Source organism: Rhizobium sp. CFBP 13644, from assembly GCF_014842165.1.
GTDB classification, from domain to species: domain Bacteria; phylum Pseudomonadota; class Alphaproteobacteria; order Rhizobiales; family Rhizobiaceae; genus Agrobacterium; species Agrobacterium tumefaciens_C.
Map to the genome: position 1 here is coordinate 394,103 of NZ_JACYVF010000001.1, position 18,986 is coordinate 413,088.

An 18,986-nucleotide genomic window follows, 5' to 3' on the forward strand; every position below is an offset into this window, starting at 1 on the left:
CAGATGCTGCGGGGTGTCGAGAGATCACAGAGCCCGCAAGAAGCTCTTGATGATCTGGGCAATCTCTTCGCAATGGGTTTCCAGCGCGAAATGCCCCGTATCCAGCAGATGAATTTCGGCATTCGGTAGATCCCGCTTATAAGCCAGCGCTCCAGCCGGGATGAATGCCGGATCATGGCGACCCCAGACGGCAAGAAGCGGCGGCTGGTGTTCGCGGAAATAGGCCTGAAATTCAGGATAGCGCTCCAGATTGGTGCGATAGTCCAGAATGAGATCAAGCTGGATATCCTCTGCACCCGGCCGCGCCATCAGCGCGATATCGAGCATATAGCCATCCGGGCCCAACCGGCGCGGGTTCGTTCCGGTTTTATATTGCCAGTTCTCGATCACATCCGCCGATAGGGATGCGCGGCAAGCCTCGCGAGTTTCCGGAGTTGGATTGCGCCAGTATGCCTCCCAGGCGCCCCACTCGTCACTGAACCCATCCATATAGGCATTGCCGTTCTGGCTGATGATGGCCGTGACCCTCTCAGGATGTGCCGCTGCGAGGCGATATCCTGTCGGCGCACCGTAATCGAAGACATAAAGCGCGTAGGTCTTGAGCGAGAGGGCCTGTGTGAACTCATCGATGACCTTGGCCAGATTGTCGAAGGTGTATTCGAAAGTGCCGCGTGCCGGAGCCATGGTATATCCGAACCCGGGCAAATCAGGAGCGATGACGCGGAAATGATCGGCAAGCATTGGAATAAGCTCCCTGAACATATGGCTGGATGATGGGAACCCGTGCAGGAGCAGAAGCACCGGCGCGTCCTTTGCGCCCGCTTCGCGGTAGAAGACATCCACCTCGCCCACTTTCTGGTTTTTGTAAGTGACAGCCATATTGGCCTCCAAAATCGTTTTGATGACATCGACACGAACCGACAGTCCGCCTCTCGACCGCAAAATACTACCGATCGGTCGTTTGTAAATAGCAAAAATATGTGATATAGATTGCGCGTTCGCTGCACCATGGCGGGCGGTTTGAGTGGAGTTGGGTAAGGCATGACAAAAGTCAGCAAGGAAAAGATCATTCAGGAAGCGCGGGAGCTGTTTCGGGAGAAGGGTTATGTCGGCGCGTCCATGCAGGATCTGGCCGATAAGGTCGGCTTGCGCAAAGCCTCGCTCTATATGCGATTTCCCAACAAGGAAGCGCTGGTGCCCGAGGTTCTGAGCCTGACGCTGCAGGAGACCTTTGCCCGGCCGGAGATTTCCAGTTCAGATTGGTACACGGCCTATGAGGCTGTTGTGCGCGCCATTGCCGGTAGCCTCATGGACCGCAAACGTTGTGTCGGATTTCATCTGGCCTATGGTGTCGGGGATGATACGCCGGTTGCCAAGGAAGCCGTGCGGACCTTTTTTCAGGCTCACCGCGATCGAATGACCGACATATTGGAAAAGGCAATGCCGCGTGATGCTGCATCCATCCTCGCCACGGATGCCCTTGTAACTCTGGAAGGAGCAACCTTGTTACTCGCCGTGTTCGACGATCCGGCTGCCATGGAGCGGGCCATCGACGCCGTTCTGGCTGCGGTCCGAAAAGAGGCGATTTAACCCAGCCAACCATCCAGATAGCAAACACGTTCCACACCGGTAAATTTCGCCAACCGGTTCAGCTCGGCATCCAGCTTTTCCAGCCTGCCGGTTGATGCGCGCACGGCTTTTTCAAGCCACAGACGCCTCACATCCAGCGTGCCGTTCTTGCGGTCTGCCTTCATGTCGATGCGGCCAATCAGCCTGTTCCCTTCCAGCAGCGGAAAAACGTAATAGCCATATTGTCGCTTGGCTTCCGGCACGAAGACTTCGATGCGATAGAAAAAGCCGAACAGCCGTTCCGTGCGGGCACGGTCGCGCAACAGCGGATCAAATGGGCTCAGCACCCGGATGCGCTGGGGTGGCGCTACCGCATCATCGCCCGTAAATCCTGCGAATGCGTAAGAGGCGCGGTCCTTGCCGCCATCGGAATGGGCAAGCATGACCTCACAGAGTTCATCGCGATGGTTCGCGACCCATTCTCTCGCTTCCTGCGGTGTGATGATATCGAAAAAGGCTGCGATTTCCCCCGATGTCGCAAAGCCGAGCCGCGACAGCGCCTGACGGCAGGCCCAATCGATAAACTCGTCGTGGCTGACGTCACGGTCGTGATGTTCTGGCGGAATAACACGCTCGGCAAGATCATAGACCTTCTGGAAATTCACCCGCCCCGAGACGGCGAGCTTGCCCGTGTGCCACAGGAATTCCAGCGCAGTCTTGGATGGATGCCAGTTCCACCAGCCGCCGGACTGATGCCCCTCCGCCTTCATATCCCGTGACATGACGGGACCGCCTTCGGCAATCCGCCGATAGGTTTCCTCGAAAGCGGAATCAAACCCCTCCCCGTGCCATTTGCGCCATCGTTCCAGAATGACCGGCTCGCGGCGGCGGAAGCGGTGTTTCCAATAGGGGTAGAAGGCCGTCGGAAGGATGGAGGCGTCGTGCGTCCAATGGTCGAAAAGCGCACGGTCTTTCTCGAGAAGGTCCGTCAGGTGCTGGCGCTTGTAGGTCTGGTTGCGGGAAAAGATGATCTGGTGATGCGCACGCTCGACCGTGCCAATGCTGTCCAGCTGGACGAAGCCGATATCGGTGATCAGGGCCAACAGATCAGCCTTGCTCATGGCGCGGCCTGGCGGCCCCGACAGTCCCTGACGGGACAGAAAGATGCGTCTCGCTGCTTCGTTGGAAATCAGAATCGCCATGGCAAAAGCCTAGGGTCGCGCCGCTCTAAAATCAACGTTCTTTTTTTGTTCCTTATTTTGTTTGTCGGGGCATATGATTATAGAACGAAGCTTGGAATTTTGAGGATCGGTTTTGGATATAGGTTTTCACGATGCGGGTGTGTCCTTTGAAGGGCGGGTGGCGGTGCAGCCGCTGTCGCTGCTGCTAACCGAGCGGCGCATCGGCGTTATCGGGCTGAATGGTTCGGGCAAGACCACATTCGCGCGGATGATCAACGGGCTGACGAAGCCCACACGTGGCCGGGTCAGCGTCGACGGGTTGGATACGGTGGCAGATGGCCCTGCCGTCCTGCGCGATGTCGGCTTCATTTTTCAAAACCCGCAGAACCAGATCATCTTACCCATCATACGTGACGATATTGGGTTCGGACTGAAGAACAGGGGCATGGATAAGGCTGGCATTGATGCTGCAGTCGATGCCACTCTGCAGCGCTTCGATATCCAGCATCTGGCAAAGCGGCGCGCGCATGAGCTTTCCGGCGGGGAATTGCAGCTCTGCGCTTTGGCGGCGCTGACCATTACCGGTCCGAAAATCCTCATCATGGACGAACCGACAAACCAGCTCGACCTGAAGAACCGGGCGCTGGTGGAACGGACCATGGCAGGGCTGGAGCAGTATCTCATCGTCATCACCCATGATCTTCCCTTGCTGGAGAGTTTTGATCGCGTTCTGGTGTTTCATCAGGGCAAGCTTCACGCCGATGCATCGCCCGCAGACGCCATCCGGCTTTACCGCGAACTGGCGCTGTCATGAAAAGCCTTCACGTTGAAGGAACGGGGTGGCTCTACCGTCTCTCCCCGCGCATCAAGTTGATCGGCCTTGCCGGTTTCAGCATCGCGCTGTTTATGACGCGACAGCCGCTGCTTCTTTTGGCAGCCCTATGCATGGCAGCTTTCGTTCTTGCCCAGGCCCGTCTTGGCTGGCGAGAAACGGTGGCCAGACTGCGTCCGGTCTTGCTCACCATTGCCGTCATCGCGCTGGTCAGCTTTGCGCTGATTTCGCCGCTCGATGCGACGATTACGCTGTTGCGGCTCACCGCCTTGACGCTGCTCGCAACCGCGATCACGGCCAGTGTGAGCATTTCACAGTTCATGGATGAGATCACATTTGCGCTCCGCCCGCTGGAAAGGCTGGGGCTTGCCAATGCAGCCGATGTCGGGCTTGCCGTGGGTCTCGTCGTGCGTTTCGTGCCAGAAGTCATCAGTCGCTACCATACATTGCGCGACGCGCACCGGGCTCGCGGAATAGAAACGAAGCCACACTTAATTCTCGTTCCGCTCATCATTATGACGTTGAAGGACGCGGATGCGATTGCCGATGCCATTGACGCACGCGGTTTCAGAGGCCAAACCTCGTTTTCTGATTTATAAAGAGAAAGCCTGTTGAGAATGAAGACCCGTGACCTCGTTCTGATTTCGCTGTTTTCGGCCATCATCATCGCACTTGGCCTGTTGCCGCCAATTCCGCTCGGCTTCATTCCCGTGCCCATCACCGCGCAATCGCTGGGCGTCATGCTGGCGGGTGTCGTGCTGGGCGCCAAGCGCGGCGCGCTTGCGGTTCTCCTCACCATTCTCATCGCCGCTATCGGCCTTCCGGTTCTGTCGGGCGGTCGCGGTGGTCTGTCGATCTTCTACACGCCGACAACCGGCTATCTGATTGGCTGGGTGTTCGCAGCGCTGGTAACCGGTGCATTGGCGCAGCGCCTCGTCAACAGGGATCAGTCGGCTCTCGCGCAGCTCGGCGGCTTCTTTGTCGCGAGCACTGCGGGCGGCGTGGTTACGCTTTACGCCTTCGGCATCACCTATCTCGCATTCGCCACCGGCATCGGCTTCGAAAAAGCCTTCATCGGGTCGATGGCCTTCATTCCGGGCGATATCGTCAAGGCTGTGCTGGCAGCGCTCGCAGGCCGGGCCGTTATGGCCGGATACCCATTGTTGCCGCAACGCGCCTAACGCTTCCGTTAGGGCTGTTCAGGAGTCACCGCCATGGCCACACGGCTTTACGAGCACCCGATATTCCTGGAACACATCACGCCGCAGGGGCATCCCGAACGCCCTGACCGGTTGCGCTCGCTCAACATCGCGCTTGAGCACCCCAATTTTGAACGACTGGAACGCCGCCAAGCGCCTCAGGCCAATGAAGACGCCATTCTGTTGGCGCATCCGGAAAGCCATCTGATTTCGATCATGCGGCAAATTCCGGAAGAGGAAGGCGAGATCAACCGAATCGAGGCCGATACCTATGCCTCACCGAAATCGCTACAGGCTGCGCTGACCGGCATCGGAGCGGCCATGGCGGCTGTCGATGACGTGTTTTTAGGCGCGGCAGACAATGTTTTCGTGGCCAGCCGCCCGCCGGGCCACCATGCCGAAACCGAAAAAGCCATGGGTTTCTGCCTGTTCAACAATGCAGCCATTGCTGCCCGCCACGCGCAAAAAAACTATGGCGCAGAGCGCGTCGCCATCGTGGATTGGGACGTGCACCACGGCAACGGCACCCAGGATATTTTCTGGAACGACACATCCGTGCTGTTTTGCTCCACCCACCAGATGCCGCTGTACCCTTGGAGCGGCGACAAGCGCGAGACGGGCATCAAGAACAACATCGTCAACGCTCCGCTTTCGCCCAATACCGGCAGCGACCATTTCCGCGAGGCTTTCAAATCTCGCGTGCTGCCAGCACTCGCAGATTTCTCGCCTGATCTCATCATCATCTCCGCGGGTTTTGATGCGCATCACCGCGATCCGCTGGCGCAGATCAATCTGGTGGGCGAAGATTTTGACTGGGCGACGGGCCGAATTCTAGAGATGGCAGACAAATTTGCCTCCAACCGGGTCGTCAGCCTGCTTGAAGGTGGTTATGATCTGGAAGGGTTGGCGGAATCGGCAGCCATGCATATTTTGAGAATGATGAAGGGTTGAACATGACGGAAAATGCCAACACAGCCGATGTCAGCGGTTATTCTTTCGAAAAGGCTGTCGCCGAGCTGGAAAGCATTGTCGCCCGTCTGGAACGCGGCGATGTGGCGCTGGACGAATCTATTGCCATTTATGAGCGCGGCGAAGCCTTGAAGAAGCATTGCGAGACGCTGCTGACGGCGGCTGAAAAGCGCATCGAAAAAATCCGTCTGGATCGCGCAGGCAAGCCGGTTGGCGTGGAGCCGCTGGACGGCGAATAGGCTCCCCTCCCCAGTTCTCGGCTTCGATGGACGGCACGAAAACAGACCGTTCATTATTGATTCCTCACGAACGCCTTGAATCATGGTAAGCTAGCGCCTGATCTCAGGAGATTGCCATGTCATTTTTTCCGGGAAGAGACCCAGCAGCAGGCGATGCTTTTGCCTGTGACGCCATCGAAAACCTGATCATTCCGCGCTCCAGTGATATTGGCGGGTTTGCCGTGCGGCGTGCCCTGCCAACGCGGGACAGGCGGCTGGTTGGCCCCTTCATCTTCTTTGACCGTATGGGCCCGGCCATTCTCAGGGCGGGTCAGGCACTGGATGTAAAACCGCATCCGCATATCGGCCTTTCGACGGTCACTTACCTGTTTGATGGCGAAATCAAGCATCGCGATAGCCTTGGCACCGAACTGGTGATCCGCCCCGGCGATCTCAATCTGATGACAGCAGGGCGCGGCATTGTGCACTCCGAGCGAACGCCGGAAAACCTGCGCGGTCACCCGCTTTCCATGTCCGGGCTGCAAACATGGCTTGCCCTGCCGGACGGAAGTGAGGAGATTGCGCCGGATTTTTCGCATACGGGACGCGAAGCCATGCCCGTGATTGACATCAAGGGCGCGACCGGGCGGGTCGTCATCGGTGGTTTTGCAGGCGCTGCATCGCCGGTCAAGACGTTGACCGATACGCTTTACGTCGATCTGACGCTGGAAGCCGGGGTAAAGTTTCCCTTTCCAGCCGACCACGAAGAGCGGGCGATCTATATTCTCTCCGGTTCACTTGATGTGGCGGGCGATGTTTTTGCTGCCGATCAGCTCATCGTATTCCGCGCGGGCGATGATATTACGTTGAAGGGCGGCAATTATGGTTGCCACATCATGCTTTTCGGGGGCGCGGCGCTGAATTCGAAGCGCTATATCTGGTGGAATTTCGTGTCATCGTCCAAAGAACGCATCGAAAAAGCGAAGGATGAGTGGAGAACCGGTCGCTTCGACATCGTACCGGGGGATGAAGAAGAGTTTGTCCCTTTGCCGCAGGGTTGAAATTCGTTAAAACAAAATAAATCTTGCCCAAGACGGATCTACACACCATCTGAAGCGGCAGATTCACCACAAAAAAAGCGAAGGCCGAACGATTGACCGGAATGCCAGAGACACCATTGCTTGACCGTGTGAAGTTCCCCTCTGATCTCAAGTCGATCGAGGATCGCGATTTGCCGCAGCTTGCGCGGGAATTGCGCGACGAGATGATCGATGCTGTCTCGACCACGGGCGGGCATCTGGGCGCAGGGCTTGGCGTGGTGGAACTGACCATTGCCATCCACAAGGTGTTCAATACGCCGGAAGACCGGCTTATCTTCGATGTTGGCCACCAATGTTATCCCCACAAGATCCTGACCGGGCGCCGCGATCGCATCCGCACGCTTCGGCAGGAAGGTGGGCTTTCCGGCTTCACGCGTCGTGCTGAAAGCGAATATGACGATTTTGGCGCGGGTCATTCCTCCACATCGATTTCCGCTGGCCTCGGCATGGCGGTTGCCGCCGAGCTTGATGGCAGCGACCGCAAGGTGATTTCCGTGATCGGCGATGGCTCCATGTCCGCAGGCATGGCGTTTGAGGCACTGAACAATGCGGGTGCGCTCGACGCACGCCTGATCGTCATCCTCAACGATAATGATATGTCGATTGCCCCGCCAACGGGTGCCATGAGCGCCTATCTGGCGCGCCTAGCCTCCGGGCGCACCTATATGGGCTTTCGCGATCTTGGCAAGAAACTGACAGCCTACCTCGGCAAGTCGATTGACCGGGCCATTACCCGCGCAGTCACGCATGCACGCGGCTATGTGACCGGCGGAACGCTTTTCGAGGAGCTCGGCTTTTACCACATCGGCCCGATCGACGGTCACTCCTTCGAGCATCTTCTGCCGGTGCTGCGCAATGTCCGCGACAACCAGAAAGGTCCTGTGCTGATCCATGTGGTCACGCAAAAGGGCAAGGGCTATGCGCCCGCCGAAGCCGCAGCCGACAAGTATCACGGCGTCAACAAGTTCGATGTCATCACCGGCACACAGGCGAAAGCCAAGCCGAATGCGCCGAGCTATACCAGCGTGTTTGCTGAAGCGCTGGTGCAGGAAGCGACGCTGGACGAGAAGATCGTTGGCGTCAGCGCCGCCATGCCGAACGGCACGGGCCTGGACAAGTTGGCCGATATTTTTCCGAAACGAAGCTTCGATGTCGGCATCGCCGAGCAACATGCCGTTACCTTTGCGGCGGGTCTGGCAGCCGATGGCTACAAACCGTTTTGCGCGCTCTACTCCACCTTTCTGCAACGCGGTTACGACCAGCTGGTGCATGACGTGGCGATACAGTCCTTGCCTGTGCGCTTTCCGATTGACCGCGCTGGTTTCGTCGGCGCGGATGGACCAACCCACTCAGGCTCGTTTGACACAACATTTCTCGCCACCCTGCCCGGCATGGTCGTCATGGCGGCTGCGGACGAAGCGGAACTGAAGCATATGGTGCGCACAGCCGCCGCCTATGATGAAGGTCCGATTTCCTTCCGATATCCGCGCGGTGAAGGTGTTGGTATCGAAATGCCAGCGCGCGGCGAAATTCTGACTATTGGCAAGGGCCGGGTCATCAAGGAAGGCAGCAAGGTCGCCCTGCTCTCTTTCGGTACACGCCTTGCAGAATGTCTGGCGGCAGCGGAAGATCTGGATGCCGCTGGCCTTTCCACCACTGTGGCCGATGCCCGTTTTGCCAAGCCGCTGGACATTGATCTGATTCGCCAGCTCGCCAGCCACCATGAGGTGCTGATTACCATCGAAGAAGGTGCCGCGGGCGGGTTTGGCGCTCACGTGCTGCAATTCATGGCCAGCGCCGGACTTCTGGATACGGGTCTCAAGGTTCGCACACTGACCCTGCCTGACCAATGGGTCGAGCAGGCGAAACCGGAGGTCATGTATGCCAATGCCGGACTCGACCGGGCGGGCATCGTTTCCACCGTCTTTGATGCCCTCGGCCAGAAGCGTGCGGGGCTCGGCGTCGCCTGAACCGTCAGTTCATTCACACGTCAGAAAGCCCTTCCTTCTGATCGCTAATAAAAAACCCGCCGGATCTCTCCGGCGGGTTTTGCAGGTCAGCTTGCGCCTGTTTCTCAGAACTCTTCCCAATCCTGCGCGGCAGGTTTGGCAGAGGTATCGGGGGCAGCGGCAAAGGCTTTTTCTAGGCTCTGCCCGAGTGCGCGGGCCGGAGAAGGGACCGGGCGGGCTGTCGGCTTTGCGATCTTCGCGGCCGGACGTGGTGCTGGCGAATAGACAGGCTTTGGCGCGGATGCAGAGGCGGTGCGCGGTGCGCTGTGGGGCACAGGAGAAACGGGTTTGGCGACAGGCACGCCGTTGCCAAGATTGAACTGACCGATGAGTTCGTTCAGGGCCTGTGCTTCTCGCGCAAGCGTGTGGCTGGCTGCGGTCTGCTCTTCCACCATGGCAGCATTTTTCTGCGTGCCCTGATCCATCGTGTTGACGGCGGTGTTGATCTCCTGCAAGCCGGTTGCCTGCTCGCGGGAAGCCGTCACGATGGTGGTGACGTGGGCGTTGATTTCCTCAACTTCAGCAATGATGAGTTCCAGAGCCTTGCCGGTTTCGCCAACCAGGTTCACACCGTTTTCAACCTGCTGGCTGGAGGCGCTGATCAGCACCTTGATCTCCTTGGCCGCCTTGGCTGAACGCTGCGCCAGTTCGCGCACCTCCTGCGCGACAACGGCAAAGCCCTTGCCCGCTTCACCCGCGCGGGCAGCTTCAACACCCGCGTTCAACGCCAGAAGGTTGGTCTGGAAGGCAATATCGTCGATAACGCCGATGATGCTGGTGATTTCGCTGGATGAATGTTCAATGGCCTGCATGGCGGAAACGGCATTGCGGACAACAGTGCCGGACTTTTCAGCGCCAGAGCGTGCACGCTGCACCAGTGCGCTTGCCTCTTCGGCGCCCTTGGCGCTGTCATTGACCGTCGTGGTGATTTCTTCGAGGGCTGCTGCCGTTTCTTCGATAGAGGCAGCCTGCTGCTCGGTACGGCGCGACAGGTCATCGGCCGAAGAGAGCATTTCAGCTGCCCCGGCATTGATGGCCGACGCATTTTCACCAACCTTGCGCATTGTGCCCTGAAGCTTCTCAAGCGAGTTGTTGAAATTGATGCGAAGTGGCTCGACGAACTCCGTGAATGGCGAATCAATCCGGTAAACCAGATTTCCATCCGCCAAAGCCTCAAGACCCTTGGCAAGCTCATCGCGAGCGAATGTCTGCTCGGCCTCCATCCTTGACTTTTCGAGTTCGTCGCGGCGGCGGTCAGCTTCTGTCGCTGCGCGCATTCTGTCACCTTCACCCGCAAGGCGAGACTTCTCGATACCGGCTTCCTTGAAGACCAGAACAGCCTGCGCCATCTTGCCCACTTCATCGCCACGGTCCACGGCTGGAACCTCAACGCTCATATCACCACCAGCAAGGCGGCCCATGGCGTTGGTCATGCCGACAATCGGGGAAACGATTGTGCGAGAAAGAGCCCAAATCAACAGAACAGCAACAATACCGGCCACTGCACCGCCGCCTACAAGGGCAAGGCGAAGATTGTCATGCGCCGCAGCCTGTGCCGCCACATTGGCTTGAGACGTCGCTGCAAGCTCTGACTTGATCTTGGCGGCGGCAGCGCGGAAGGCATCCAACTGCCCTTTGCCATTGCTGCGCCCAATTTCGATGACCTCCGAAATCGAGGCCTCGGTGTTCTTGCGGGCCGCCATCTGGGGCTCGATCAGTTGTGTGTAGAAGACGGTTGCCGTGTTTTGCATCTCGTCGATAGATTTCAGAATATCTGCCTGGCCCGCGGCAAAGCCACGCGCTTCATCCAGCTTTTTCAACATCAACGCCCGCTGTGAAAACACGTCATTATAGGTGCTATCGCTGCGGAAAAGAATGTAGCCACGTTGGTTGACCGCCTGTTCCAGCATCGCAGCCAGCGCAGAATCGACCGTCAAAACGATGTTGCTGATGTTGGTCTGCTCTTCAGAAATGCGTTTGGCTTCAAGTGTTTGCCAAAACACGACAGCCGTTGCGACAAGGCAGACAGCCATCAAGGCGATAAAGGTTGCGATAAGCTTCAGGATGATAGGTAAATTTTTTAAAGACATCACGAAATCTCTCGATACGTCAGGTGTGAGGCAAGGCCAAACGGCCACTGACATCGCGTCATTTGTTCGGGAATAGGTGCCATCATGGCAAAATTGGTGCGCCGGAACTCAGCTTCGCGCCAACATTGCACCAAGCCGTTTATTTTCGCTTAAACCAGACGTGTCACCCTGTAGACAAACCGGTGTAGGCCGGGCCAGCACGACATCACAAAACGCTTGCTTTCCGGGCTTTTGACAGTCATTGACACGGCTATGTCTCATTCATCTGAAAATCACCGACTGGACCAGCTTCTAGTCTCACGCGGTCTGTTCGCCAGCCGCTCTCGCGCCCGGGACGCCGTCGCGCGCGGAACCGTGCGCGTCAACGGCAAGGTTGTGACCAAGCCAAGCCTGACATTTCCCGGAAATGTCGTCTTCGAGATCAGCGATCCTGCTCAGGATTACGTCTCACGCGGCGCCCTCAAGCTGGTCGCCGCACTGGATCATTTCCAGCTCGACCCACGCAATCTCGAATGTCTTGACGTCGGCGCGTCGACGGGCGGCTTCACCGAGGTTCTGCTAAAACGCGGTGCGTCCCACGTAACGTCCATCGATGTCGGCCATGGCCAGATCCACCCGCGCATCGAAAACGACAGACGCGTGACCAGCATCGAAGGTTTCAACGCACGTTTCCTGACCAGCGACGATATCGACAACCGTCCGATCAGCTTCATCGTTTCGGATGTGTCTTTCATCTCGCTCAAGCTGGCACTGGCACCTGCGCTGGAACTGGCAGAGCCGGGTGCGCTTGCCGTTCTTCTGGTAAAGCCACAGTTTGAAGCAGGACGCGACGCGATCAGCAAGGCTGGTCTTCTGAAAGAACCTGAAACGGCACCTGCCGTCGCCGCAGAGCTTGAACGCTGGCTGGTGGAAGATATGGGCTGGGTCAGCCTTGGCCTTATTCCCTCCCCCATTGCCGGTGGCGATGGAAATGAGGAATATCTTCTCGGAGGCCGCAAGCCATGACAACCCAGACGGTCACAATACAGAGCCTCGGCGCACAGGGCGACGGCATCGTGCATGGGTCAGATGGACCGATCTACGTTCCATTTGCTCTGCCCGGCGAAACGGTAGCGATTGCCCGGGTCAAGGATCAGGGCATGGTCATGTCCATCACCACGCCAGCACCCGAGCGTCGCGAACCCGCCTGCCGCCACTTTGGGCCGGATGGGAAAAACGGCACCTGCGGCGGCTGTTCGCTGCAACATATGGCCGATGAGCCCTATCACGTGTTCAAGCGCAGCCTCGTGGTCGCGGCGTTGAAGTCCAAAGGGCTGGATGTGCCGGTGGAAACGCTTGTGCACTGTCGCCCGGGCGAGAGACGCCGTGTCGTCTTTACCGCCCGAAAAACTGAAAAAGGCATGCTTCTAGGCTTCAGCCAAGCCAACAGCCACCACATCGTCGCTATCGAGGAATGTCCCGTCAGCTCGGATGGTATCGTGTCGCGACTCGATGCTATCAGAGCCATCAGCCTGCCGCTCGCATCCAATGCGGAGCCCTTCCGGATCGCCGTGATGGAAACGCTGTCCGGGTTGGATATTGCGTTTGAAGGCATCAAGTCTGCCAATGACAAGCAGCGCCGGGCGGTCACAGAGACCGTGCTCTCCATGCGCGGCATCTCGCGTGTGTCGCTGTCGGGTGAAATCCTGATCGAGCCACAAAAGCCGATGATCGATTTCGATGGCATTGCAATTTCCCCTCCATCCGGCGGCTTTGCACAGGCCACCCGCCAGGCAGAAGATGCCATGGCGGCACTCGTGCTGGAGCATGTGGGCAAATCCAAACGCATTGCCGATCTGTTCTGTGGCTCCGGCACGTTTGCGCTTCGCCTTGCGCGTCTGGGCAAGGTGCACGCGGTCGAAGCCGAGGAAAAGGCGCTGAAGGCGCTGGATCTTGCTGCCCGCAATACGCAAGGCCTGAAGCCCGTGACCATTGAAAAGCGCGACCTGTTCCGCCACGCACTGACAGCCAAAGAACTGAAAAACTACGACGCGGTGGTTTTCGATCCACCACGCGCGGGAGCCGAAGCCCAGTGCAAGGAACTGGCGCGCAGCACCGTCAAGAAGATTGTTGCCGTCAGCTGCAATCCGCTATCGCTGGCGCGGGATCTCGCCATTCTGGTCGAGGGCGGATACCGCATCACCAAGGTGACGCCTGTTGACCAGTTTCTATGGTCGCCGCATGTGGAAGCGGTTGCTACGCTCGAAAAATAGGCCTTACCAGGCCGTATCGATATTGCCGCTGCCAACGACACCGTTGCAGCGGCAACGTCCGCCCACGCGGCCCTGCTGAACGGGGCAGACGTAAGGGCGGGAGCGATTGGCGCTATCGGGTGGCGTCACCACACAGACGAAACGCTGATAGCGGCGGTCGGAATTGTTGTTTCGATCAGGCCGCCTGGACTGGCTGTTGTAGTTCTGGACCTCGACCACATCGCTCTGGTGCGCCTGCGGCACTTGCAGTGGCAGAACGCTTGCCGCTTGCGCAATGCTGGAGAGAGACATGAGGGCGAGCGTGGCAAGCACGATGGGGCGCATGTTACAGGCTTTCTTGAAAGACAGGCAGTTTGCGCAAAGACTAAACTGCCTTTGCCAGCAATTCCATAAGACCCGCCTATTTTCAACGTCCACGCTTAACGGCGCATGAATGCCTCAAAGGCGGCTCTGGCTTCAGCGCTTTGCAATTGTGCTGCAAAATGCACGATCTCGGCATCGATGCGCGCGCGTACCTCGGCCACATCTCCACGCAGCAAATCCCGGGCGATTTTTAATGCCTGCGGAGGCTTTGCCGCAAGTGACGAAGCGATCTTCAGCGTCTCGCTCTCGACTTCAGCCTCGGGAACCACTTTCCAGATCAACCCTGCGGCAAGCGCCTGTTCCGCAGAAAAGGCCTCACCGGCAGCCAGCATAGCAAAGGCGCGCTGATGCCCCATGATGCGCGGCACGAGCAGACTGGAGGCCGCTTCCGGCACCAGTGCGAGATCCACGAAGGGTGTTTTGAACAGGCTGCGGCTCGACGCGACCGTCAGATCGCAATGCAAGTGCAGCGTCGTGCCGATGCCGATGGCAAGGCCATCCACGCCGGAAACGATGGGTTTCTGGACGCCCACCAGGGCGTGCAGAAAATCTGCAGCCGCCAATCGTCCCTTGCCGCCAGACATGGCGAAGGCCATGAAATCGGCCATGTCGTTTCCGGCCGAAAAGCAGCCATTGGAGCCGAGAAAAGCGATGGCGCGAATATCGGCATCCTCATCCGCCGCCTGCAAGGCATCGATCATGGTGCGGTACATCGCATCCGTGATCGCGTTTTTCTTTTCGGGCCGGTTGAAGCGAATGACCTGCACGCCGGGTGCAGCCTGCGGACGTTCAACGAGAATAGGATCGGCAGCCATGGATAGCTCTCCTCAACCCAGCACGGTGCGGGCGGCTTCAAGGCTCGCAGCACCTGAGATCACGCGGTCCTTCAAGGCAGATGTTTCCGCCAGCAGGTTTTCAGCGGTGAAGCGACATAGGGCAACACGCTTTGCCCCCTGCCCGTCATCGACTGACACCAGCGCACCCTTGGCCAGATAGACACCCGTTAGCGCCAAACCGAACAGACGCTGGTAAGGCGTGGCACCGGCCAGAACAGCCGCCGTTTCACCCTTGGCAAGCGTGGCGAGCAGCCATTCCGTTGCATGCTCAAGATCAGCAATACTCTGGTCGAGATAGCGGGCTGTTTCACCAAGCTCAGGATTGTTGGCGGCGCGCACGGCCTGTGACTGCTCTTTCAGTTCCGCGATGAAGCCGCGAACATGATTGCCTTCGGAGAGCGGCAATTTGCGCATGACCAGATCGATGGCCTGAATGCCGTTTGTGCCCTCATAGATCGGGGCGATGCGGGCATCGCGCAGGTAACGGGCAGCACCCGTTTCCTCGATGAAGCCCATGCCGCCATGCACCTGTATGCCAAGCGATGCGACGTCTACCCCGGCATCGGTCGAAAAGGATTTTGCAATCGGTGTCAGAAGGGCAGCGCGCTCCTGCCAGAATTTTCGCTCAGCCGGTTCGCTCCGGGCATGGCTCATGTCTGTGGCGTGGGCGCAGGAGAAGGAGATGGCCCGCGACCCTTGCGTCAGCGCCTTCATCGTCAAAAGCGTTCTGGCAATATCGGGATGCTCGATGATCGGGCTCATGCCCACGGCTTGGGTGCCGGGAGCCTTGCCCTGTGTGCGCTCTTTTGCGTAGGCAATGGCCTTTTGCGTGGCCGCCTCGCAGATGGCAACGCCCTGCATACCAACGGCCAGACGCGCATTGTTCATCATGGTGAACATGCAGGCCAAACCCTTGTTTTCCTCACCAACGATCCAGCCAATAGCACCTTTTTCGGCCCCATAGCGTCCGTCGCCAAAAATCATCGTGCAAGTAGGAGAGCCGTGAATGCCGAGCTTGTGCTCCAATGCATGGCAGAAGAGGTCGTTGCGCTCGCCGGGATTTCCAGCCTCGTCGGGAAGGAATTTCGGCACCAGAAACAGGGAAATGCCGCGTGTTCCCGCAGGCGCATCCGGAAGGCGGGCCAGAACCAGATGGATGATATTTTCGGCAGCGTCGTGCTCGCCCCAGGTAATATATATTTTTTGGCCGAAGATACGGTAGCTTCCGTCAGCGGCGCGTTCTGCCCGGCTCTTCAAGGCTGCAAGATCCGATCCGGCGTGCGGTTCGGTCAGGTTCATCGTGCCGGTCCATGTGCCGGACACCAACTTTTCGAGATAGGTCGCCTTGAGTTCGCTGCTGCCATGGGCCGCGATCGCTTCGACAGCACCCATGGTAAGCGTGGGGCACAGCGCAAAGGCCATGGAACCGGAGTTCCACATTTCGAGCGCGGCGACATTCAGAAGATGCGGCAGCGCCTGCCCGCCAAATTCTTCCGGCGCTGTCAGGCCGTTCCAGCCACCTTCCGCCCAGCGGCGATACAGATCGGCCCAGCCATCGGGCGTGCGCACCGCACCATCCACGAGCTTCGAGCCTTGCTTGTCGCCAATATCGCCAAGCGGTGCGACCTCATCGGAGGCAAAGCGACCCGCTTCATGGAGAATGGCATCGACCGTGTCTTCATCGAGATCGCCGAAAGCGCCCTCTTCGAGCGCGGCTTTGAGACCTGCCACATGTTTCAGCGTAAAAGCGATATCGTCTACCGGTGCGATATACATCCTGCCTCCTCCCGAAGCGTCAGCTTGCAATGCGATAGCCTCTGGGGCTAATTGATTTTTACGTAAACGTCAATTTGAAAAATCTAAGAGATGCTCAACTTCTCGCTCTCAGCCAAAATCGGCGCTTGCCTAGCCCGCGGCAACGATAGCCGTAATCAAACCTTCGCAAAACTCTGGTCTGCATGATATGTCGCACAAGCGGATTGCGCTCCGCTGCCCGCCCGCGATTGCGTTTCAGGATTTACGACCATGGACATTCCCCATCCAGCCATACCCGGTCTCGTCTGGGCCTATCGCTTCAGCCCGGGCGCTCAGGCATGCACGCGATTGCCGCCGGATGTCGCCTTTAGCGAATTGCAAACCGAAGACGGGTTCTTCTGGCTGCACCTTAACCTTGCCGACTCACGCGTCACGGGCTTTCTGGAAACCCTTCAGGGCCTTGATGAGAGCATGAAGGCGAGCCTGACCACCCATGAAACGCATCCTTCCATTGTGGTGGATGATGGCGCGTTGCATGGAACGCTGGTGGATTTCCAGCGCGAATTCGATCAGGAAACACGCGACATTGGCTGGCTGCATTTTGCGCTGGGCGAACGCTTCATCATCACCACACGGCTCCAGCCATTGCGTTCCGTGGACCGGCTCCGCGCCGCGATCGACAAGAACCCGAAACGCTATTCCACGCCATCGCATGTGTTTGAGGGACTGGTTGCCGAGTTTCAGCGCAGCCTGATCGCGCTCATCATGGAAACGACGGAAGAGCTGAATTCCATCGAGGATATCGTCTACGACTCCACCCCACGGGATGAACGGCGCAGGCTTGCACCCGTGCGCCGCACCGTTGTGCGCCTTCACCGGCATCTGCGCACGGTCCTAACATTGATGCGCCGGGCCTCGGCTGCGGATGAAGACGAAATGCCACCCGGTTTCGAAGATATCGCCGCGCGGCTGACGGGTCGTCTGGAAGCCATCGATCATGATGTCTATGCCTTGCAGGAACGGGCAAGGCTTTTGCATGAAGAAGTCGATTCCAAGCTTTCGTCCGAAACCAACCGCCATCTTTATATTCTCTCGCTCATGACAGCGTTTCTCTTGCCGCCAACGCTGGTGACAGGCTTTTTCGGCATGAACACATCAGCCCTGCCCTTCACCGAGGGCGCAAGCGGCACATTCTATGCGGCCAGCTTCATTGTCGCATCCATTTTGCTGGCATGGGTGCTGATACGCAGGGTGGGAATTCTGTAAACGCGGAAACGCCGCCCCGAGACATCGGGGCGGCGTTTTCAAGATTGATAAGCGGGCGATCAGCTGTAAGGCGAATAGCAGGTCTGACGTGGGCCGTTATACGGCTGGAAGGTGTTGCTACCGGCATCGTAAGAGCGGTAACGGCCAAAGCACCAGTTCACGTGGCTCTGGCTCACGCCATAAGCGCGCGGTACTGGGCGGTAAACCGGACGTGGGCGATATTCAGGCACCGGACGGTAGACTTCGCGAGGCTGCGCGAGCGCACCGCCGATGATTGCACCGGCACCGAAAGCCGCCAGCGGGAACCAGTAACCGTTGTGATGGCGATAGCCCGGGCGATATTCGCGGTAGCCACGGTGGCCGCGATAATAACCGCCGCCATAATCGCGCCGGTATCCACGGTCGCGCCAGTACTGAACGTTGACAACGCCGTCATCGGCTTTTTCCACGGCTGGTGGAGCAACCTTGATTGGCATGGCCTGCGCGGGAACGATTGAGCCCGTTACAGCCAGAACAGAGAAGCCTACGGCCCAAACTGTTTTCATATAATTCTGCATCTGATTTCCTCCATCCACGACCGGTTACTCTGCCGGTGCATTGTGAACAACGATGTTTTCTTCTTGGTCTTATCACCCGCGATGCGGGCTGATTTTATATGTTACTCAACTTATAAATACTTAGCTGAACCCAGCATTAACAGCGCATTCACAGTCAATTGATGGGGTCTCATTAAATAAAATGAGAAAGGCCCGACATATGCCGGGCCCTTTCAAAAACACTGTTAGTTGGATACGCACTGTCTGCGCGGGCCATTGTTAGGCTGGAATGTATTGTCGGATGCGCGATACGAACGGTAGCGGCTTGCGCAATATTGCTGATGGCTGTTGCCGTAGGCAGGACGGCCCTGCGACATTGCACCGCCGATGATTGCGCCTGTGGCAAATGCTGCAAGCGGGAACCACATGCCGTTGTGCTGACGGTAGCCTGGGCGACGGTCACGGTAGCCACGGTGGCCGTTGTAATAATCGCGGCGCGCCATTGAGCGGCGGTAATCACGATCGCGGCCACGGAAGCTACGATCCCGATAGATACGGCGCTCGTCGCGACGGTACTGCACCTGAACGACATTATCGGCCATCGTCGTCTGTGCAGGCTTCTGCATGGGAACGGGCACTTGGAATGCCTGCGATGGCGTGAAGCTCGTCATGAGCATGATGACCGCTGTAGCGATGCTCGTTTTGCGCAAATTCATTTTGGATGTTCTCCGTATTGTGATGCGCGTTAAGACCGCGCTTCCATTGTCACAATAACGGAGAAGGTTGCTTTTGGTTCCATTGCGCAAAATGG

General features: G+C 58.1%; 19 protein-coding genes. 11 read left to right on the forward strand and 8 right to left on the reverse strand.

Going from position 1 to position 18,986, the window contains the following annotated elements:
• Positions 1-24 precede the first annotated feature (24 nt).
• Positions 25-879, reverse strand: a complete 855-nt coding sequence (locus IFT53_RS01910; RefSeq protein ID WP_192063542.1) for an alpha/beta fold hydrolase — start codon at positions 877-879, stop codon at positions 25-27.
• A gap of 162 nt (positions 880-1,041) precedes the next feature.
• Here IFT53_RS01910 and IFT53_RS01915 point away from each other — a divergent pair, with 162 nt between their 5' ends.
• Entirely contained in the window at positions 1,042-1,590 is a 549-nt protein-coding gene (locus IFT53_RS01915) for a TetR/AcrR family transcriptional regulator (protein ID WP_042618159.1), read from the forward strand.
• Here the strand turns inward: IFT53_RS01915 and IFT53_RS01920 are convergent.
• Positions 1,587-2,771, reverse strand: a complete 1,185-nt coding sequence (locus tag IFT53_RS01920; protein ID WP_192063541.1) for a winged helix-turn-helix domain-containing protein — start codon at positions 2,769-2,771, stop codon at positions 1,587-1,589. The two genes, IFT53_RS01915 and IFT53_RS01920, sit on opposite strands and share 4 nt — an antisense overlap.
• 112 nt (positions 2,772-2,883) lie before the next feature.
• Between IFT53_RS01920 and IFT53_RS01925 the strand changes: the two genes are divergently transcribed.
• From IFT53_RS01925 to dxs, 7 genes are all read left to right on the forward strand, one after another.
• Positions 2,884-3,564 carry an energy-coupling factor ABC transporter ATP-binding protein gene (locus IFT53_RS01925; RefSeq protein ID WP_192063540.1) on the forward strand — a complete coding sequence of 227 codons (681 nt, stop codon included), beginning with the start codon at positions 2,884-2,886 and terminating at the stop codon, positions 3,562-3,564.
• Complete coding sequence (locus IFT53_RS01930; RefSeq protein ID WP_192063539.1) at positions 3,561-4,181, forward strand: energy-coupling factor transporter transmembrane component T family protein; 621 nt, start codon at positions 3,561-3,563, stop codon at positions 4,179-4,181. The genes IFT53_RS01925 and IFT53_RS01930 overlap by 4 nt, the downstream gene beginning before the upstream one ends.
• Before the next feature lie 18 nt (positions 4,182-4,199).
• Positions 4,200-4,763, forward strand: a complete 564-nt coding sequence (locus tag IFT53_RS01935; RefSeq protein ID WP_192063854.1) for a biotin transporter BioY — start codon at positions 4,200-4,202, stop codon at positions 4,761-4,763.
• 33 nt (positions 4,764-4,796) lie between these two features.
• Positions 4,797-5,732, forward strand: coding sequence for a histone deacetylase family protein (locus IFT53_RS01940; protein ID WP_192063538.1), 936 nt, complete (start codon positions 4,797-4,799; stop codon positions 5,730-5,732).
• A 2-nt stretch (positions 5,733-5,734) separates the two neighbouring features.
• On the forward strand, positions 5,735-5,989 hold the full coding sequence (locus IFT53_RS01945) for an exodeoxyribonuclease VII small subunit (RefSeq protein ID WP_042618153.1): 255 nt from the start codon (positions 5,735-5,737) through the stop codon (positions 5,987-5,989).
• A 116-nt stretch (positions 5,990-6,105) separates the two neighbouring features.
• Positions 6,106-7,029, forward strand: coding sequence for a pirin family protein (locus tag IFT53_RS01950; RefSeq protein WP_192063537.1), 924 nt, complete (start codon positions 6,106-6,108; stop codon positions 7,027-7,029).
• Between the two features lie 92 nt (positions 7,030-7,121).
• A complete protein-coding gene (dxs, locus tag IFT53_RS01955) occupies positions 7,122-9,038 on the forward strand; it encodes a 1-deoxy-D-xylulose-5-phosphate synthase (protein ID WP_192063536.1) in 1,917 nt (638 codons plus the stop codon).
• 104 nt (positions 9,039-9,142) lie between these two features.
• Here dxs and IFT53_RS01960 read toward each other — a convergent pair whose 3' ends face one another.
• On the reverse strand, positions 9,143-11,167 hold the full coding sequence (locus IFT53_RS01960; RefSeq protein ID WP_192063535.1) for a methyl-accepting chemotaxis protein: 2,025 nt from the start codon (positions 11,165-11,167) through the stop codon (positions 9,143-9,145).
• Positions 11,168-11,419: 252 nt separating this feature from the next.
• Between IFT53_RS01960 and IFT53_RS01965 the strand changes: the two genes are divergently transcribed.
• A complete protein-coding gene (locus IFT53_RS01965) occupies positions 11,420-12,172 on the forward strand; it encodes a TlyA family RNA methyltransferase (protein WP_042618426.1) in 753 nt (250 codons plus the stop codon).
• On the forward strand, positions 12,169-13,419 hold the full coding sequence (locus IFT53_RS01970; RefSeq protein ID WP_192063534.1) for a class I SAM-dependent RNA methyltransferase: 1,251 nt from the start codon (positions 12,169-12,171) through the stop codon (positions 13,417-13,419). Before IFT53_RS01965 ends, IFT53_RS01970 begins: the two co-directional genes overlap by 4 nt.
• A 3-nt stretch (positions 13,420-13,422) precedes the next feature.
• On the opposite strand, the gene IFT53_RS01975 is transcribed toward IFT53_RS01970, so the two are convergent.
• The 3 genes from IFT53_RS01975 to IFT53_RS01985 form a co-directional block, all read right to left on the reverse strand.
• Complete coding sequence (locus IFT53_RS01975; RefSeq protein WP_192063533.1) at positions 13,423-13,743, reverse strand: hypothetical protein; 321 nt, start codon at positions 13,741-13,743, stop codon at positions 13,423-13,425.
• A 95-nt stretch (positions 13,744-13,838) separates the two neighbouring features.
• Entirely contained in the window at positions 13,839-14,597 is a 759-nt protein-coding gene (locus tag IFT53_RS01980; protein ID WP_192063532.1) for a crotonase/enoyl-CoA hydratase family protein, read from the reverse strand.
• A 12-nt stretch (positions 14,598-14,609) separates the two neighbouring features.
• Positions 14,610-16,394, reverse strand: coding sequence for an acyl-CoA dehydrogenase (locus IFT53_RS01985; protein ID WP_192063531.1), 1,785 nt, complete (start codon positions 16,392-16,394; stop codon positions 14,610-14,612).
• A gap of 249 nt (positions 16,395-16,643) precedes the next feature.
• On the opposite strand from IFT53_RS01985, the gene IFT53_RS01990 reads away from it, so the two are divergent.
• Positions 16,644-17,639 (forward strand): transporter, encoded by a 996-nt coding sequence (locus IFT53_RS01990; protein ID WP_192096926.1) that lies wholly within the window; start codon positions 16,644-16,646, stop codon positions 17,637-17,639.
• Positions 17,640-17,698: 59 nt separating this feature from the next.
• Here the strand turns inward: IFT53_RS01990 and IFT53_RS01995 are convergent, their stop codons facing one another.
• Both IFT53_RS01995 and IFT53_RS02000 read right to left on the reverse strand, forming a co-directional pair.
• A complete protein-coding gene (locus tag IFT53_RS01995; protein ID WP_192063852.1) occupies positions 17,699-18,196 on the reverse strand; it encodes a BA14K family protein in 498 nt (165 codons plus the stop codon).
• Positions 18,197-18,420: 224 nt separating this feature from the next.
• On the reverse strand, positions 18,421-18,891 hold the full coding sequence (locus IFT53_RS02000; RefSeq protein ID WP_192063530.1) for a BA14K family protein: 471 nt from the start codon (positions 18,889-18,891) through the stop codon (positions 18,421-18,423).
• Positions 18,892-18,986 lie beyond the last annotated feature (95 nt).

Coding starts and splice junctions, on each gene's coding strand:
- IFT53_RS01975 (WP_192063533.1), bottom strand. CDS start 13,743: ATGCGCCCCATCGTGCTTGCCACGCTCGCCCTCATGTCTCTCTCCAGC.
- IFT53_RS01985 (WP_192063531.1), bottom strand. CDS start 16,394: ATGTATATCGCACCGGTAGACGATATCGCTTTTACGCTGAAACATGTG.
- IFT53_RS01960 (WP_192063535.1), bottom strand. CDS start 11,167: ATGTCTTTAAAAAATTTACCTATCATCCTGAAGCTTATCGCAACCTTT.
- IFT53_RS01915 (WP_042618159.1), top strand. CDS start 1,042: ATGACAAAAGTCAGCAAGGAAAAGATCATTCAGGAAGCGCGGGAGCTG.
- IFT53_RS01910 (WP_192063542.1), bottom strand. CDS start 879: ATGGCTGTCACTTACAAAAACCAGAAAGTGGGCGAGGTGGATGTCTTC.
- IFT53_RS01945 (WP_042618153.1), top strand. CDS start 5,735: ATGACGGAAAATGCCAACACAGCCGATGTCAGCGGTTATTCTTTCGAA.
- IFT53_RS01940 (WP_192063538.1), top strand. CDS start 4,797: ATGGCCACACGGCTTTACGAGCACCCGATATTCCTGGAACACATCACG.
- IFT53_RS01920 (WP_192063541.1), bottom strand. CDS start 2,771: ATGGCGATTCTGATTTCCAACGAAGCAGCGAGACGCATCTTTCTGTCC.
- IFT53_RS02000 (WP_192063530.1), bottom strand. CDS start 18,891: ATGAATTTGCGCAAAACGAGCATCGCTACAGCGGTCATCATGCTCATG.
- IFT53_RS01965 (WP_042618426.1), top strand. CDS start 11,420: ATGTCTCATTCATCTGAAAATCACCGACTGGACCAGCTTCTAGTCTCA.
- IFT53_RS01980 (WP_192063532.1), bottom strand. CDS start 14,597: ATGGCTGCCGATCCTATTCTCGTTGAACGTCCGCAGGCTGCACCCGGC.
- IFT53_RS01970 (WP_192063534.1), top strand. CDS start 12,169: ATGACAACCCAGACGGTCACAATACAGAGCCTCGGCGCACAGGGCGAC.
- IFT53_RS01990 (WP_192096926.1), top strand. CDS start 16,644: ATGGACATTCCCCATCCAGCCATACCCGGTCTCGTCTGGGCCTATCGC.
- IFT53_RS01995 (WP_192063852.1), bottom strand. CDS start 18,196: ATGCAGAATTATATGAAAACAGTTTGGGCCGTAGGCTTCTCTGTTCTG.
- IFT53_RS01935 (WP_192063854.1), top strand. CDS start 4,200: ATGAAGACCCGTGACCTCGTTCTGATTTCGCTGTTTTCGGCCATCATC.
- IFT53_RS01950 (WP_192063537.1), top strand. CDS start 6,106: ATGTCATTTTTTCCGGGAAGAGACCCAGCAGCAGGCGATGCTTTTGCC.
- IFT53_RS01930 (WP_192063539.1), top strand. CDS start 3,561: ATGAAAAGCCTTCACGTTGAAGGAACGGGGTGGCTCTACCGTCTCTCC.